The sequence below is a fragment of the Amycolatopsis sp. NPDC004368 genome, from assembly GCF_053602515.1.
Map to the genome: position 1 here is coordinate 438,509 of NZ_JBSGDT010000001.1, position 16,528 is coordinate 455,036.

12 protein-coding genes are annotated in these 16,528 nt (G+C 71.2%); 9 read left to right on the top strand and 3 right to left on the bottom strand.

All coding sequences use genetic code 11. The annotated features are described in order from the left end of the window. Nucleotides 1–6 precede the first annotated feature (6 nt). A complete protein-coding gene (locus ACWEOE_RS01995; protein ID WP_452002574.1) occupies nucleotides 7–1,080 on the top strand; it encodes an ADP-ribosylglycohydrolase family protein in 1,074 nt (357 codons plus the stop codon). Nucleotides 1,081–1,121: 41 nt separating this feature from the next. Beyond that, nucleotides 1,122–3,014 carry a TNT domain-containing protein gene (locus tag ACWEOE_RS02000; RefSeq protein ID WP_452002577.1) on the top strand — a complete coding sequence of 631 codons (1,893 nt, stop codon included), beginning with the start codon at nucleotides 1,122–1,124 and terminating at the stop codon, nucleotides 3,012–3,014. A 391-nt stretch (nucleotides 3,015–3,405) separates the two neighbouring features. Here ACWEOE_RS02000 and ACWEOE_RS02005 read toward each other — a convergent pair whose 3' ends face one another. From ACWEOE_RS02005 to ACWEOE_RS02015, 3 genes are all read right to left on the bottom strand, one after another. Continuing rightward, a complete protein-coding gene (locus ACWEOE_RS02005) occupies nucleotides 3,406–3,930 on the bottom strand; it encodes a DUF4232 domain-containing protein (protein ID WP_452002580.1) in 525 nt (174 codons plus the stop codon). A gap of 124 nt (nucleotides 3,931–4,054) precedes the next feature. Further along, the gene (locus ACWEOE_RS02010) at nucleotides 4,055–5,395 is read right to left on the bottom strand and encodes a sensor histidine kinase (RefSeq protein WP_452002582.1); all 1,341 of its coding nucleotides are present in this window, start codon (nucleotides 5,393–5,395) and stop codon (nucleotides 4,055–4,057) included. Nucleotides 5,396–5,559: 164 nt separating this feature from the next. Continuing rightward, nucleotides 5,560–7,005 (bottom strand): CCA tRNA nucleotidyltransferase, encoded by a 1,446-nt coding sequence (locus tag ACWEOE_RS02015; protein ID WP_452002585.1) that lies wholly within the window; start codon nucleotides 7,003–7,005, stop codon nucleotides 5,560–5,562. Nucleotides 7,006–7,106: 101 nt separating this feature from the next. Here ACWEOE_RS02015 and ACWEOE_RS02020 point away from each other — a divergent pair, with 101 nt between their 5' ends. The 7 genes from ACWEOE_RS02020 (at nucleotide 7,107) to trxB (ending at nucleotide 16,525) form a co-directional block, all read left to right on the top strand. Continuing rightward, nucleotides 7,107–7,613: an NUDIX hydrolase gene (locus tag ACWEOE_RS02020; protein WP_452002587.1), complete on the top strand. Its 507-nt coding sequence runs from the start codon at nucleotides 7,107–7,109 to the stop codon at nucleotides 7,611–7,613. Between the two features lie 14 nt (nucleotides 7,614–7,627). Continuing rightward, nucleotides 7,628–9,796 carry a DUF6049 family protein gene (locus tag ACWEOE_RS02025; protein ID WP_452002590.1) on the top strand — a complete coding sequence of 723 codons (2,169 nt, stop codon included), beginning with the start codon at nucleotides 7,628–7,630 and terminating at the stop codon, nucleotides 9,794–9,796. A 655-nt stretch (nucleotides 9,797–10,451) separates the two neighbouring features. Beyond that, nucleotides 10,452–12,266, top strand: a complete 1,815-nt coding sequence (gene murJ, locus ACWEOE_RS02030; protein ID WP_452003338.1) for a murein biosynthesis integral membrane protein MurJ — start codon at nucleotides 10,452–10,454, stop codon at nucleotides 12,264–12,266. A gap of 81 nt (nucleotides 12,267–12,347) precedes the next feature. After that, nucleotides 12,348–13,946 (top strand): protein kinase family protein, encoded by a 1,599-nt coding sequence (locus ACWEOE_RS02035; protein WP_452002593.1) that lies wholly within the window; start codon nucleotides 12,348–12,350, stop codon nucleotides 13,944–13,946. A 31-nt stretch (nucleotides 13,947–13,977) separates the two neighbouring features. Continuing rightward, a complete protein-coding gene (gene sigM, locus ACWEOE_RS02040; RefSeq protein WP_452002595.1) occupies nucleotides 13,978–14,640 on the top strand; it encodes an RNA polymerase sigma factor SigM in 663 nt (220 codons plus the stop codon). Beyond that, nucleotides 14,637–15,428 (top strand): hypothetical protein, encoded by a 792-nt coding sequence (locus tag ACWEOE_RS02045; RefSeq protein WP_452002598.1) that lies wholly within the window; start codon nucleotides 14,637–14,639, stop codon nucleotides 15,426–15,428. The genes sigM and ACWEOE_RS02045 overlap by 4 nt, the downstream gene beginning before the upstream one ends. A gap of 104 nt (nucleotides 15,429–15,532) precedes the next feature. Next, complete coding sequence (gene trxB, locus ACWEOE_RS02050) at nucleotides 15,533–16,525, top strand: thioredoxin-disulfide reductase (RefSeq protein WP_452002601.1); 993 nt, start codon at nucleotides 15,533–15,535, stop codon at nucleotides 16,523–16,525. The last annotated feature ends 3 nt before the right edge of the window (nucleotides 16,526–16,528 follow it).

Consider the following 16,528-nt stretch of genomic DNA (forward strand, 5'->3'; position numbering starts at 1 on the left):
GGGGTCATGGAGGCACAGCGGCTGAGGGGCTGCCTGCTCGCGGGCGCCGTCGGCGACGCGCTCGGCGCGAAGACGGAGTTCGATTCGATCGAACGGATCCGCGAGCTCGCCGGGCCCGCCGGCATCACCGACTTCATCCCCGCGTACGGCGGCGAAGGGCGCTTCACCGACGACACACAGATGACGCTCTTCACCCTCGAAGCGCTCATCCGCGCCCACGCGCAACAGCGGTGCACGGGCAGCGCCGACGTCGTGCAGTCCGTGCAGCTGGCCTACCAGCGGTGGCTGCACACGCAGGGCGTGCCGTGGACGCAGGCGCGCGGCCCGCATTCCGCGTTGAGCGCGCCCGACGGTGAGCTCGTGACGCACCACGAGCTGTTCAGCCGCCGCGCGCCAGGGCTCACGTGCTTCGGCGAGCTGGAGGAGTACGGCCGCTCGGGTGTTCGGGGCGGCGTCTCGCGGCCGGTGAACAACTCGAAGGGCTGCGGTGGCGTGATGCGGGTGGCGCCCGTCGCGCTGTGGTCGGACGACCCGTCCGAGGTGTTCCGGCTCGCGGCCGAGTGCGCGGCCCTGACCCACGGTCACCCGAGCGGGTATTTGTCGGCGGGCACGTTCGCGGTGATCATCCAGCGCCTGCTGGCCGGTTCGCCGCTGCTCGACGCGGTCGCGGTGGCCCGCGATCTTCTTGTACGGCACCCCGGACACGAAGAGCAGCAAGCCGCGCTGGCGCAGGCGCTCGCGATGCCCGGCCCCCCGACGCCGGAGAAGCTGGCTGAACTGGGCGACGGCAACGTCGGCGAGACGGCTTTGTCGATGTCGGTCTATGTCGCCCTGACCACCGAAGATCCCGACACAGCGCTGCTCGCGGCCGTGAACCACGGCGGCGACAGCGATTCCACGGGTTCGGTGTGCGGCAACCTCGTCGGCGCGATGTACGGCGAAGCCGCACTGCGCGGCAGCTGGCTCGACCGGCTCGAACTGCGCGACGTGATCACGGGGCTGGCCGACGACGCGCTCGCCGAGTTCGGCCCCGACTCACCGAGTGACGACGGTTGGTTCACCCGTTACCCGGTCGACTAAGTTCTTTCCCGGTCACCGGGGGAATTGGGGAGGAACCTGACGTGCGCTACCGGGTAGAGGCGGGGGACCGTCCGGACGGCTTGTACGCGACGCTGGAGGACCGCACGTTCGCGGCCGAGCGCTCGACCACCGACGGCACGCTGCTGCTGTCGGTCGCACCGGACGAGGAGGCGCCGGACGGCTTCGACCGGACGCACGAAGGCCGCCCCGCGCGCGTGGTGCTGGCCAACGAGGTGCCGGCGACGTTCACGCTGCGCACCTACTGCGAGTACGAGGACGAGCTGTTCGAGGTCGCACCCGGCGAGGGCAAGGAACTCACGCTCCGCTGGACGCAGCACGATCCGGTGCGCGCCGCGCAGCTCGGCCTCACCGACTTCTCCACGACCGCCGAGGCCAAACGCGTCACCGGCCTGTGGCAGCTGCGCCGCGACCAGGGCGAGACCCGCCCCGACTTCGACGCCGACCACGGCGCCCTGCTGCGCTCGATCGGCCGCACGCTGCGCGCCGTGCCCGGCGGCTGGACGCGCGTGGCCGCGCAGTTCCGGCAGGTCGGCGACTACGCGGAGCTCGAGGTCCGTGCGGTCGGCGACGAGAACGGGCCGGTGTCCGTTGCGCTGTCCGCGCCGCCGAAGCTGAGCGCCCTGTTCGCCCGGCTGCGCGCGGCGATGTACTCGCCCGACGCCGGCACCTGGTTCCAGGGCACCTTCACGCTCGACACGGAAGCGCAGTTCGACTTCGACTTCGACTCCGAACTCGAGCCCACCTGGCGCGTCCCCCCGAACGACGGGGGACGGCCGGCACCCGAGTCGTACGCCGTCGAAATCGCGCTGTACCCCCGCCCGCCGAAGGAACTGCCCGGCTGGCTGGCCGCGAAGGCGCACCAGCCGATCGACGTCGCCTTCCGCCACGCCCGCGTGGTCGACGCGCACAACGAGAACGAGCGCCCCGTGGTCAACCGGCCACCGGTGCCGCCGGACCAGGTGCGCGGAGTGCTGGACTACTTGTTCCGCGCACCGCTCGTGCTGCACCGCCCCCAGCCACAGCACGACATCTTCACCCCCGGCGCCCCGCCCGACGTGCCGCACGCGTTCCACACCGACGGCACCTGGATCTGGCCCGCGGCCGTGCCGCACTACCTGCGCAAGTACGGCGTGCCGCCGGAACCCGAGCTGCTGGACCACATTCGCGCCGCGGGGTTCCGTCCGCCGCTGGTGCGCGAACTCGTCCGCGCTTGCGCCGAAGCCGAGATCCTCGGCACCCCCCGCCCGACCCACTCGGAAACCGACCTCCCCGACGACACCCGCCTCACCCGCGTCCTGCGCGGCGACTCAGCCGGTCTCGACCTGCACGCCGCCGAGACGCTGACCCTGTTGCAGCAGCGCCTCGTCGAGCACGGTGTGCCCGCGAGCGCCTACCGCATCGGCGCCCTCGAGGTCCCGGTCCCCGACGTCTGGACCTTGCGCCGTGCCGAGAACGGCTGGGAGGTTTCGCGTCCGCCGGCCGTTTCGCCCGTGGCGTTCGCCAGTCTCGCCGACGCCGCGCGGTTCCTGCTGGGCACGCTGCTGATGGTGCCGCCGCGGGCTGCCGACGAGTCCGATCAGCCGGCGGACTGGCCGATCCTGCCGCTGCGGGGTGAGCCGCCGTTGAACTTCTACCGGGGTAAGCGGGTGGTGGTTCTGCCTGCGGGGACGACGGTGCTTCGGTACGGCTCTGATGCCGGGAATTTGGTTCATGCCGTTGGCACGCGTTTCGTCGAGACGTCTTTGGCTGCCGAGCGGGAGCGGGACTGGCATGAGTATCGGGTGCAGCGGACGTTGCGGGTGTTGACCGGGATCACGGCTCCGTGGGGTCCGCAGCCTGGTGGTGCTACGGCGTATCTGTTGCCGCGGCCGATTGCGCAGCACGTGGAGGCTGGGGCGTTGTCGCGGGTTTGACCCCGGTTCTGCGGCGACTGAGTCCGATTCCTGGCGGCTGCCCGCGCCCAGCCGCGAATCCACTGGCACAGCCGATTGCGTTGCACGTCGAGGGTGGTGCCATCGCGGGTTTGATCAGCGCTCGTCCGAGCGGATCGCCGAGTTGTCCGCTCCCGGAACCCCAGTTGTCCACAGATTCGCCACAGTCGGTTTTCAGGCCTCTGACCTCGGTAAACTGGAACTGGGCAGCCCCGAGGTGGGCGGGGGTTTGCCACGCCGGGGTTTGCCTCGCGGAGGTGAGCCAGCGACAGCGCGCGGAATGGGCGCTCGTCAGCAAAGCTTGAGGCCGAGGTTCCACGTGGAACCTCGGCCTCGAGCATCAGTCAGGTGCGGCCGCTTCAGGCGCCGAACGTCAGCTCGCCGAAACCGCCGTGACCTCCGCCGTCGTGCCCTTCAGGGGCGCGTTGGCGGGCCAGGCGACCGTCACGCTGTCACCGGAGGGACCCGTGGGCAGGTTGAGGTTCACGACGCTCGGCTGGAAGGTCGCCGGGGCCGCGGAGGCCTGCAGGATGCGCGACTCCGCCGGGTGACCGGCCCGGAGGTTGACCGGCGACGACGGCTGGGTGCTGTCCGGCGTGACCACCGTGCCGCTGCCGTCGCTTTCGCTGTGGCCGCTGCCCTTCGTGAAGGTCACCGCGGTGGGCGTGCCCTCGAGGCGGCAGTTGGTGGTCGGGCTCGCGGCGGTGTAGTGGATGACAAACGCTTCCTGGCCCGCGGCACCCGTCGGATCCGGGGTCACCGACACCTGCACGTCGCCCGCGGTGCACGGGGTGTCAGACGGCATCGCGTCGGCCGCGCCACCGGTGAGCAGCAGAGCGCCGGCGGCGACCCCGCCGGCGACGGCGACCGAGGCGAGGGTCTTGAGCGTGGTCTTCATGGCATCTCCTTCACATCCGGTGATCAATTCACACCGGTAAAGATGCCCAAGCCCCCCGAATGGATGCGTTGACGTGTGATCACCCTCAGCCGAGCAACTCAACCCGCCTCCGCACGTCAACAGATCAGAACGGCACCCACAAGGTCACCCGCGTGCCGCTGCCGGGCGTCGACTCGACCAGGGCCGTGCCGCCGACCTCGCCGAGGCGGGCGTTGATCGACTGGCTGATGCCGAAACCCGCCGGCCGGGAGTCGGGGCTGAAGCCCTGGCCGTGGTCGCGCGTGATCACGGCGATGCCGCCGTCGCGTTCCTCCACGCGCACCACGACTTTGTCCGTGCCGGAGTGCTTCATCGTGTTGCGCAGCGACTCGCGCACGGCGTCGCGCAGCGCGATCTGCCGCACCTCGGTCAGCGTGTCCTCGTCGAGTTCGGCGATCACCAGCTGCGCGCGCAGGCCGTCGCGGGCCATTTCCGCCGCCAGGGCCGCGAGCTTCTCGCCGAGCGGCCGCGAAGCCTCTTCGTCGCGCTGCGCGGCCGCGGCCTCGATCGTCTGCCGCAGCTCCATCGCCTGCGCGCGGGCCAGCCGCTGCACCTCCACCAGCCGGTCTTCCGACTCCCCGGTGCCGCCGAGCGAAATGGCCTCCAGCGTCTGCAGCACGGTGTCGTGCAGCATCCGGTGCTGCTGCGCGCGCTCGGCGAGCCGGCCGTTGCGAATCCCATACGCCAGCGCGAGCCGCGTGCCGAGGCCGAGCAGGATCAACGCGCCGATGCCGGTGAACAGCACCCCGAACATCGTCGGGTAGAGCGACCACGCCTGCGCGAAGTTCGCCGAGCCGCTGTTGAGGAGATCCGACAGCAGCCGCGCGGGCAGGCTCAGCGCCGCGAGCGCCAGCCCGGACGGGATGCCGATGGCCAGCGTCAGCAGCGCGATGTCACCGAGCAGGTGCTTGTCGGCCACACCGAGCGCGTCGTGGAACACCGACGTCGGCTCGATCAGGCCGATGACCAGCTGGAACACCACCGTGATGATCAGGTCGGCCACCAGCAGCCGCGCCGCGAGATCAGGCCGGAACGGCGATTTGCGCAGCATCCAGTAGATGCCGAACGCACTCATCACCATCGAGCACAACGCCACCAGCGCCACCGGCACGACCCCGGTCGAGCCGTGCGCCGACACGAACGCGCCGAACGCGCCCGGCACCGCGACGATCCGGTAGGCCAGCGGCACCAGCACCACATAGCGGGCCGCACGCAGCAGCAGCCCGTCGTTGTAGCGCGCGTCGACCGCGCCCGCCATGCGCGAGATCCGCTTGAACGCCCGCACCGGTGTCGGGTCGGCGATCTCGTCGGTGAGCCCGGTCGTCGCCGTCGCGAGCGCGGGCGTGCCGCGCTTGAGAAGGGTGACGAGGAAGCTGGACGTTCGGGGCGCACGGCCGTCGTGCTCCTCGGTTGCCTGCGCCGTCATCGATCTCCCCGGTTCGGGGCGCGCCCCCTCCGGCAGCGCCCGGGGCAGCGAGTATTCCCGCTTGCCGGGCCACGTTCCAGAGGCCAAAGGGGGATCTTGGCGGATTCGCGATCACGAATTCGACTCGTGTTCGCTCGAAAGCCTCCGGAGCGACCCGGCGGGCCTCACTCCGCAGGCGGAATGCCCTCCGCCTCGGCCCACTTCCGGAGCTCGGCGACCGCCTCGTCGTGCTCCAGCGGACCGCGGTCCAGCCGCAGCTCCTTGAGGAACTTCCACGCCTTGCCGACTTGCGGACCCGGCTTGAGCCCGAGCAGCCGCATGATCTCGTTGCCGTCGAGGTCGGGACGGACCCGGTTGAGGTCCTCCTGCTCCTTCAGCTGCGCGATGCGTGCCTCGAGATCGTCGTACGTCGCCTGCAGCGCCGCCGCCTTCTTGCGGTTGCGGGTGGTCGAGTCGGCGCGCACGAGCTTGTGCAGCCGCGTCAGCAGGTCGCCGGCGTCGGTGACGTAGCGGCGCACGGCCGAATCCGTCCACTCGCCGTTGGCGTACCCGTGGAACCGCAGGTGCAGGAACACCAGCTGCGAGACCTGCTCCACGATCTCCTTGGAGTACTTCAGCGCCCGCAAACGCTTGCGCGCCATCCGCGCGCCCACGACCTCGTGGTGGTGGAAACTCACTCCGCCACCGGGGATGAACTCGCGCGTCTCCGGCTTGCCCACGTCGTGCAGCAGCGCGGCGAGCCGCAGCACCAGGTCCGGCTCCGACGTCGGCTCGTGCGAAGTCTCCAGCGCAATCGCTTGCGCCAGCACCGTGAGCGAGTGCTGGTAGACGTCCTTGTGCTGGTGGTGCTCGTCGATCGCCAGGCGCATGCCCGGCAGCTCCGGCAGCACGAACTCGGCCAGCCCGGTGTCCACGAGCAGCTCCAGGCCCGGGCGCGGGTCGGCGGCGAGCAGCAGCTTCGACAGCTCGGCCTGCACGCGCTCGGCGGTGATCCGATCGATCTCGCTCGCCATCGACGTCATCGCCTCGACCACCCGCGGCGCGGCGACGAAGCCGAGCTGCGCGGAGAAGCGGGCGGCGCGCAGCATGCGCAGCGGATCGTCGGCGAACGACTCCTGCGGCGTCGCCGGGGTGTCGAGCACCTTCAGCCGCAGCGCGTCCATGCCGTCGTGGGGATCGATGAACGTCTTCGTGACCAGGTCGATCGCCATCGCGTTGACCGTGAAGTCGCGCCGCAGCAGGTCGCCCTCGATGGTGTCGCCGAAGGTGACCTCGGGGTTGCGCCCGACGCGGTCGTAGCTGTCGGCCCGGAACGTGGTGATCTCGAGCGTGGTGCCCTTCTTCGTGACCCCGACCGTGCCGAACGCGATGCCGACGTCCCACACCGCGTCGCCCCAGTCGCTCACGATCTGCAGCACGCGGTCCGGCCTCGCGTCGGTGGTGAAGTCGAGGTCGGAGGACAGCCGGCCGAGCAACGCGTCGCGGACGCTGCCGCCCACCAGGTAAAGACTGTGGCCGGCTCGCGCGAACCGCTCCGCCAGCTCGTCTGCGAGAGGGGACACACGCATCAGTTCCGTCACCGCGTTCTGCTGGGCGACCAGGTTGTTCACTTCGAACCCACCACGAGAGAGGCACCACTACTACGGGCGCCGTCGGACACGGACACGGAGAGCCAGCGTACCTGGGCAACCGTTTGCTCTAGCATCGCAGCATGCCTGGATCCGCCGGCCGCGCCGGAGCGCCGAAGCCGCGCCGCCGGCGCCGGCGACAGCGGGGCAGGCGCCTGACCACGGTCGACGAGACCTCGGCCGGCGGACTGGTCGTGGACTCGGACCGGGAACACGCGGTGCTGATCGGCCGCCTCGACCGGCACGGCAGACTGCTGTGGTCGTTGCCGAAGGGCCACATCGAGGACGGTGAGACGGTGGAGCAGACGGCGGTGCGCGAGGTGAAAGAGGAGACGGGCATCTCCGCGCAGGTCCTGCGCCCGCTGGGCACCATCGACTACTGGTTCGTCGCCGAACGACGCCGCGTGCACAAGACCGTGCACCACTTCCTGCTCGAGTCGACGGGTGGCGAGCTCTCCGACGAGGACGTCGAGGTCACCGAGGTCGCGTGGGTGCCGCTGGCCGAGCTGGAGACGACGCTGGCCTACGCGGATGAGCGCAAGCTGGTCCGCAAGGCCAAAGAACTTTTCGCGCACGACGAGCGCGCCTGAGAGGAAGCCCCCGAGTGAAGCGGCCCGCCGCCTTCTTCCTGTCACTGCTGGTCTTCGCAGCGGCTGCCCTGCTCGGCGCGCCCGCGCGGGCCCAGGAACCCGCGGGCCCGGAGCCCGCGCGGCTGAGGCTCGACCTCGCCCAGCTCAACCCGCGCGTGATCACCAGCAGCGCCACGTCGCTGACCGTGTCCGGCACCGTGACCAACATCGGCGACCGCCGCATCTCCCGGCCGCAGGTGCGGCTGCAGGTCGGCGACCGCCTGGCCGGTGACCGCGACCTGAAGGGCGTGCTCGCGGGCGAGCCGATCCAGGACAGCCCGCTCACCGACTTCACCGTGCTCACCGAGTCGCTGGAGCCGGGGCAGACCGCCAAGCTCGACGTCTCCGTGCCGCTCACCGGCAAGAGCGCCTTGCAGCTCAGCCGCCCCGGCGTGTACCCGATACTAGTCAACGTGAACGGCACGCCGGAGTTCGGCGGCCCCGCGCGGCTCGCGGCCGTGAGCCTGCTCATGCCGGTGCTGTCCGTGCCCGGGCGCCCGGCGGCGCCGCCGGGCAAGCACGCGGACGTCAGCGTGCTGTGGCCGATCACCGACAGCTCGCCCCACGTGCAGTCGTTCCCCTACGGCGGGCAGCTGACGCTCACCGACGACACCCTCGCGGCCGAGCTGGCCCCCGGCGGCCGGCTGCACTCGCTGGTCGCGGCGGCCCGCGCGGCCCAGCAGTCCGACCCGACCGTGGGCAATTCGCTCTGCTTCGCCATCGACCCCGACCTCCTGCGCACCGTCAACGCCATGACCGGCGGCTACTCCGTCGCCGGTGCCCCGGGCAAGGGCGGGCAGGCGGCGAAGGACTGGCTGCAGGCGCTGCGCACGCTCGTGAACGGCCGCTGCGTGGTCGCCCTGCCCTACGCCGACGCCGACCTCACCACGCTGGGCAAGGTCCGTTCCGCCAACGGCACGCCCGACGCCGGTCTGCTGAGCACGGCGCTCGGCGGCGAGGCAGCGCTGCGCGACCTCCTCGGCACGCCGCCGCGCCAAGGCGTCCTCTGGCCCGACGGCACGCCCGACGACCAGGCGCTGTCCGCGATGTCGGCGGCCGGCGTGCACACCGTCCTCACCGACGGCTCGAAGCTGCAGGCCGACTCGCCCGTCACCGGCGCCGTGTCGCTGCCCGGTGGCCTGCGTGCCCAGCCGATCGACGGCGTCATCGCGAGCGCCATGGTGGGTTCCGAGCCGAACGCGCAGAACCCGACCACCGTCGGCGCCGCCACGCAGCCGGCGATCGCGAGCCAGAACGGCCTCGCCGCCATCGCCTTCGAAGCCGGCCTCGGCCGCGCGAGCACCGGTTCGCCCGCGAAGCTGCTCGTCGCGCCGCCGCGGCGCTGGGACGTGCCGGCCCAGGAGCTCGCGGGCTTCCTCGAACGCATCGGCCAGCTCCTCGGCTCCGGCGGCGTCGCCACGGGCGCACCGCTGGCCGAGCTGCTCGACCAGGACACGTCGGGCACGGCCTCCTTCGCCGCCGGCACCCACGACCAGCCGCAATCCGCGGGCAGCGACGTGACCGACACGCTGTCGGACCTCGACGGCCAGGCCGCCGGCCTGCTCTCCGCCATGCGGATCGACACCACGCACCGCGTGCAGCCCGACGACATCATCGCCCCGGTGCGCAACGCCCTGGTGCGCGGCGCGTCCACCGCGTTCCGCACGCCCTCGGGCAGCACGGCCGGCGCGAACGCCGACGCCGAGCTCGCCGCGATCCGCGACCAGGTGACGGTGGAGCAGCCGCGGCAGACGATCGCGCTCGCGTCCGGTTCGTCGCCGCTGCCCGTGTTCGTAAGCAACGACCTGCCGGTGGGCATCACCGCGCAGATCGCGCTGAAGAACGAGGTCGGCATCCGCCCCGAGCAGGTGCAGAACTGGTTCTTCCCGGCCAAGGGGGGCAAGAACGAGCTGCTGCAGATCGAGGCGCTGCGCGCCGGGCGCCTCAGCGTCGATGTGTCCTTGACCACCCCCGCGGGCACGCAGCTCGGCTCGACGGCGCGCTTCGAGCTGACCTCCACGGAGTACGGCCCGATCACGATCATCATCACCGTCGTCGCAGGTTGCGCACTGCTCCTGCTGGCATCTCGGCGGATCTACCGGAGGGTCAAGGAAGGCCGGGTCGCCAGGGCCGAATCGCGCTGAGACCTCGGGGGACCGGGTATGTGAGGCCGTTCCCGATTACCCTGGGTCGACCGCTGCCACAATGGCAGGGACTCTGGCACCGAGGATTGGGCGCGCGTTGGACAGAGAGCCGGGCTTACCACCCGAGCGTGCGAGTCGTCCTCGGCGCGACGGCGCGCCTCCCGCTCGCGGGGACAAGGCCGTCCGCAGCGAAAAGGCAAGCCGCGGCGAACAACCGCGGCGCCGGCGCCAGCCGCCGCCCCAGGGCCAGGTCCCACCCGAACGCCGCCAGCCACCGCCGCCGGCCAACGGCCGCACGCGCCACCTGCCGGTGCCCGCCGAAGAGCGCCCCCCGCGCCCGGACGACCGGGCGGCACGCCGCGTACCCCCGCCTCCGCAGCAGGGACAGCCGCGTCAGGCGCGCGCGCAGGCGACCCCGCCGCCGCCCACGCGCCGGCAACCCCTGCCACCGCAGCAGGGACGCCCGCCGCTGCCCCAGCCGTCCGGACCACCGTCTTCCGGGCCGCCGCTCTCCGGGCCGCCGCCCGGCGGGCCGCTTCCGCAACCCTCGGGCCCGCCGTCGGGACCGCAGCCGCAGGTCCAAGGCCCGGTTTCCGGCCCGCAGCCCCTGCCACCCGCGCCGCACCGCGGCCGCGGCCCGCGTCCCGGCACGCCGATCCGGCCGTGGCAGGAAGAGGCGCTGCGCGACCCCGAGGCCACCCGGTTCATCCCGCGCACCGCCGGCGTCCCGATGGCGGCTTCGCGCTGGCCCGTGGCCGACCCCGACTCGATGCGCCCGTACGACGCGCTGGCCACCCAGGTCATGCCGCGGATCGGCGACGCACCGCTGGTCCGGCCCACCGAACCGGGCTCCACCGGCGAGCAGCCGGCCACTCCCGCGAAGGCGGCTTCGGTCGCGAAGGCCAGTGGCCGGATGGCGATCGCGTCGCTGATCTCCCGCATCACCGGCTTCCTGTGGAAGCTGTTGCTCGTCGCGGCGATCGGCGCGGGCGTCGCCAACGACTCGTTCAACGTCGCCAACACGATGCCGAACATCATCTTCGAGCTGCTGATCGGCGGTGTGCTCACGAGTGTCGTGGTGCCGCTGCTGGTGCGCTCGCAAGACGATCCGGACCACGGCGCGGCGTACGCGCAACGGCTGCTGACCGTGGGCCTGACGCTGCTGCTGGTGGGCACGGTGATCGCGGTGATCGCGGCACCTGCGTTCACCTCGCTCTACGTGGACTCCTCGGGGCAGGCCAGCCCCGGCCTGACCACGGCGTTCGCGTACCTGCTGCTGCCCGAGATCTTCTTCTACGGTGTGTTCGCCCTGCTCTCGGCGATGCTGAACGCGAAGCAGATCTTCGGGCCGACGGCGTGGGCACCGGTGATCAACAACCTGGTGGTCATCTTCACGATCCTGGTCGTGTGGGTGATGCCGGGCTCGATCGACACCGTCCACCCGTCGATCACCGACCCCAAGGTGCTCACGCTGGGCCTCGGCGTGACGGGCGGCATCGTCGCGCAGGCGATCATCCTCGTGCCGCCGCTGCTGCGGTCGGGCTTCCGGCCGAAGTGGCGCTGGGGCCTCGACAAGCGCATGAAGGAGTTCGGCGGCCTGGCGCTGTGGGTCATCGGGTACGTCGGCGTGAGCCAGATCGGCTACACGATCACCACCCGCGTGCTCACCAACGGCGCGCCCGGTGGTGTCACGGCTTACTCGAACGCGTGGTTGCTGTTCCAGCTGCCCTACGGCGTCATCGGCGTCTCGCTGCTCACGGCGATCATGCCGCGCATGAGCCGCGCGGCCGCCGACGGTGACAACAAGAAGCTGATCAGCGACCTGTCCTACGCCTCGCGCATCTCCACGGTCACGCTCCTGCCGATCTCGGCGGTGATGACGATCGTCGGCTCGTCGATCGGCATCGCGCTGTTCACCTTCGGCAAGGGCTCGATCGAAGGGGCCACCCGGCTCGGTGAGGCGCTGGCGGTCTCGTCGTTCGCCCTGCTGCCGTACGCGCTGGTCATGCTGCAGATGCGCGTGTTCTACGCGATGAAGGACGCCCGCACCCCGACGTTGATCATGATCGTGATGACCCTGGTGAAGGTGCCGCTGCTGTACCTGTGCCCGGTGGTCCTCTCGCCCAACAACGTCGTGCTCGGCGTGATGATGGTCAACGCGCTCACCTACGTGGTCGGCGCGGTGCTCGGCCAGGTCTGGCTGTGGGTGACGCTCGGCAACCTGCGCAGCAAGCGGATCATCGGCGTGATCCTCTTCACGGTCGTCGCGTGTGTGCTCGGGGTGGCCGCCGCGTACGTGGCCGGGCTGATCGTCCCTGCCTCTTTCGGGCCGACTTTGCAGGCCTGGATCAAGCTCTTCCTCCAGGGGATCGTCGGCATCGGAGTCTCGTTCGGCGTGCTCATGGCCCTGAAGGTCGAGGAACTGAGGCCGGCGACGTCGAGGATCACCCGATTGATCAAGCGCGGGTAACGATTGATTCACGACTGACGACGCTTCCCCCAGACCTGATCCGGGTACCCTCGGTGCGGGAGCGCGACGCGGGAGAGAGCGGTGGACACGAGACGGAGCGAACAGGCAGGGGAGGCCAACCGTGCGGGCGTTCGCGCCCAGGGCGGTTCGCTCGCCCCGGGCCGGGTCGTCGGCGACGGCCGGTACCGCCTGCTCGCACAGTTCGGGGTGGACGAACGAGCCGCCGCGCACCTGTGGCGCGCGCGCGATGGGCAGCTCAAGCGTGATGTCGCGCTGACGCTGCTGGTCGGTGATCCGGCGGACCCCGAAGCGGCGCGGCTTGCCCGGCGCACACTGGAACGAGCGGCGCACGCGTCGAAGTTCGGCCACGGCGGGGTCGCGCGGGTGCTCGACGTGCTCAGCCTCGGCAGTGGCGTGACCTCCAACGAGGGGCTGCTCGGCGTTGTCGTCGCGGAGTGGACCAAGGGCAGCGACCTGGTGGACCTGGTCGCGCAGCGGCCGGTGGCGCCCGCCGCGGCCGCACGCATGGTGCAGGCGCTCGCCGAAGCGGTGGAGCACGCGCACCAGAACGGCCTCGTCCTCGGTCTGGACCACCCGCAGCGCCTGCGGCTCACGCCCAACGGTGCGTTGAAGCTGGCCTTCCCCGGCCCGCTGCCCGACGCCACGCTGCGCGACGACGTCAAGGCTCTCGGCGCCGTCCTTTACCTCTTGCTCACCGGCCGCTGGGCCCTGCCGGGCGGGCCGCCCGCGATCCCCGCGTCGCCGCTGACCCCTCAGGGCCAGGTCGTGCCGCCGCGCACGCTGGTGCCGGCCGTGCCGCCGGAGCTGTCGTCGCTGGCCGTCCGCACGATCGAGGACGGTGGCAACGGCGGGATCCGCACGAGCTCGGCCATCCTGCGCGTGCTCGACCAGGTCGCCGAGGCCGAGGAGCGCACGCAGCTGATCAAGGCCGTCGGCGACGGTGCGACGGCCGAGGCCGACGGCACGATCTGGACCACGAAGAAGCCGGTGAAGGACGTCGCGCGGCGGCGGAAGCTGGCGTTCGGCGTCACCGTGCTGGTGGTCGCCACCGTGGTGATCCTGGCGTGGGGCGGGTTGATGCTGATCAACCTGTTCCAGGGCGACTCGAAGGCGAGCGGCCCGACGATCAACGTCGCCGCGCCCTCCTCGACCCTGGCACCGCCACCGGCGAACTCGGCCGCACCCCCGCCGTCGTCGCCGGCCGCACCGAAGATCGGCCAGCCGGTGGACCCGAAGTCGGCCACGATCTACAACCCGAAGGGCTCGGGTGACAACTCGAGCCGGGTGAAGAACGTGATCGACGGCGACCCGGGCACGGTCTGGCGCACCGACCAGTACCAGCAGCAGCTGCCGGCGCTGAAGCCCGGCGTCGGGTTCGTGGTGCAGTTCGACGACCCGGTGAAGCTGGCGCAGGTGAAGATCGCGGCCGACAGCCCCGGCACGAAGATCGAGATCCGCTCGGCCGACAGCAAGAACCCGCAGCTGGACGACACGAAGGTGGTCGGCACCGGTGACCTCAACGGCACCGACACCACCATCACGCTCGGCCAGCCGACCGAGAGCCAGTACTTCGTCGTGTGGATCACGCAGCTGGGCGACGACAGCGAAGGCGGCTTCATCAGCGAGATCGGAGACGTGAGCTTCCTGCCTGCAGGGTGATCGACATCTCCCACTCAGTAGGCTCACCCGGGTGACGGCTGCAGCTCCCACGGATGCCGACCTCATAGCGGCGCACGCCGCCGGGGACCCGCATGCGTTCAGCGAACTCGTCCGGCGGCACCGTGATCGGCTGTGGGCGGTGGCCCTGCGGACACTGCGTGATCCGGAGGAGGCCGCGGACGCGTTGCAGGAGGCGTTCATCTCGGCTTTCCGCGCGGCCGGCAACTTCCGCGCCGAGGCGCAGGTGACCACGTGGCTGCACCGCATCGTCGTCAACGCGTGCCTCGACCGCATCCGCCGCAGGCAGGCGCGGCCCACCGTGCCGTTGCCCGAAACCGGGTTCAACGAGCCGGCCTCGCCGCGGGACTCGATGGCGGAGAAGGAAACGAGCCTGCTCGTGCGCGAGGCGCTGGAGCAGCTGCCCGAGGAGCAGCGCGCGCCGATCCTGCTCGTCGACGTCGAGGGCTACTCCGTGGCCGAGACCGCCAAGATGCTCGGCATCGCGGAGGGCACGGTCAAGAGCCGCTGCGCGCGAGGAAGGGGCAAACTCGCGAAGGTTCTGGGGCACCTGCGGAACCCGGATGCGAATGCGAACGTCCCAACTCACGAAAGCAAACGCAGAAGCGCCACTTCGGACGGGTCCCGGAGTGCCGGGCGGGCCCACCGCTCGCCGGGGAACGGGGAGGCACGATGACGGACGAGAGTCGGGGGGTCGGCGGGACCGTCGGTCCGCCTTGGTCTGTCGACGTGCTGGCCGACCTCCACGCCGGCGTGCTGGACGAACACGAGGCGGCGCAGCTGTGGCCGCGGGTGCAGGCCGATCCCGAGGCCCGCGCGATCATCGACGCCCTCGAGGCGACCACGGCCGACCTCGCCGCGCTGGCCGCCGAGCCGGCGCCGCCGATGCCGGCCGAGTTCGCGGCGCGGATCGACCAGGCGCTGGCGGCCGAGGCCGCGTCCCGGCAGGCCGCCTCCTTTCCCGTGTCCGGTTCGGTTGCGGGTTCGCCCGAGCCCGGCGCGGCGCCCGTGGTGGACCTCGCGGCAGCACGGCGGCGGCGGAACAAGCGGCTCGGCTGGAGCGCGGGGATTCTGACGGCGGCCGCGGCGGCGATCGTGGCGCTGGCCATCACGGTGCCCGGTACGTCTTCGGAGCCCGGCACCGCGGGCGTCGCGGCTCCGGTCGGCCCTTCGGTGGGCGCGGACGGCAGCGGGGCCGAAGCGTTGCTGGGCGGCGCCATGGGCGTACGCGATTTCGGGCCGCTTCAGGACGAGCAACACCTCGACGCGTGCGTCAGCGCGGCCGGGCTGGACCCGAACGTGCGCCCGGAAGGCATCCGTCCGGTGACCGTGGACGGCAAGCCCGGGGTGCTCGTCATCTACACGACGGGGCAGCTCGCGCAGTTCCGGTTGGTGGCCTTCGGGGCCGGTTGCGGCCCGGGTCACGCCGACGTGCTGTTCGACAAGGTGGTCGGCAAGAAATAACCGCTGGTCGGGACGGATCAGTAGCGGCCGTCACCGTCGGGAACACCGCCACCTACCATCGTGTTGAGACCAGTGCACAGGTCACTACGAGCGGAGGTTCACGGGTGGCTGCCGAGGAAATCAGGAACCTGATCATCGTCGGGTCGGGTCCCGCCGGTTACACGGCCGCGGTGTACGCGGCGCGCGCGCAGCTCGAACCGTTGGTGTTCGAGGGCACGCAGTTCGGTGGTGCGCTGATGACGACCACGGAGGTCGAGAACTTCCCCGGCTTCCGCGACGGCATCCAGGGCCCGGACCTGATGGAAGAGATGCGCAAGCAGGCCGAACGTTTCGGCGCCGAGCTGCGCGCGGAGGACGTCGAGTCGCTGGAGCTGACGGGCGACGTCAAGTACGTGGTCGCGAACGGCAAGCGGTACGCCGCGCGCGCGGTCATCCTCGCGATGGGCGCTGCGGCGCGCTACCTGAACGTGCCTGGTGAGCAGGATCTGCTCGGCCGCGGTGTGTCGGCCTGTGCGACCTGTGACGGCTTCTTCTTCCGCGACCACGACATCGCCGTGGCCGGCGGTGGTGACTCCGCGATGGAGGAGGCGACCTTCCTCACGAAGTTCGCCAAGTCCGTCACGATCGTGCACCGCCGTGACGAGTTCCGTGCGTCCAAGATCATGATCGAGCGCGCGAAGGCGAACGACAAGATCAAGTGGCAGCTCAACTCGCAGATCACCGGGGTCGAGGGCGACGGCAAGGTCCAGGGCCTGACCGTCAAGGACACGAAGACCGGCGAGGAGAAGCAGCTGGACGTGACCGGTTTCTTCGTCGCGATCGGCCACGACCCGCGCAGCGCCCTCGTGAAGGGCCAGGTCGACCTCGACGAGGACGGTTACGTCGTGACGCAGGGGCGCACGACCTACACGAACCTGCCGGGCGTGTTCGCTGCCGGTGACCTCGTGGACCGCACCTACCGGCAGGCCATCACGGCCGCGGGCTCGGGGTGCAGCGCCGCCATCGACGCGGAACGATGGCTGGCGGAGCACGGCGAAGCCGACGCCCACGAGGCGTCCGAGCTGGTCGGCGGCGGCTACGGCGCCGGCACCCACTGAGTT

Bases quoted from the DNA above. Each gene is read 5' to 3' on its own strand.
- ACWEOE_RS01995 (WP_452002574.1), top strand. From the start codon at position 7: ATGGAGGCACAGCGGCTGAGGGGCTGCCTGCTCGCGGGCGCCGTCGGC.
- ACWEOE_RS02005 (WP_452002580.1), bottom strand. From the start codon at position 3,930: ATGAAGACCACGCTCAAGACCCTCGCCTCGGTCGCCGTCGCCGGCGGG.
- ACWEOE_RS02010 (WP_452002582.1), bottom strand. From the start codon at position 5,395: ATGACGGCGCAGGCAACCGAGGAGCACGACGGCCGTGCGCCCCGAACG.
- ACWEOE_RS02020 (WP_452002587.1), top strand. From the start codon at position 7,107: ATGCCTGGATCCGCCGGCCGCGCCGGAGCGCCGAAGCCGCGCCGCCGG.
- ACWEOE_RS02045 (WP_452002598.1), top strand. From the start codon at position 14,637: ATGACGGACGAGAGTCGGGGGGTCGGCGGGACCGTCGGTCCGCCTTGG.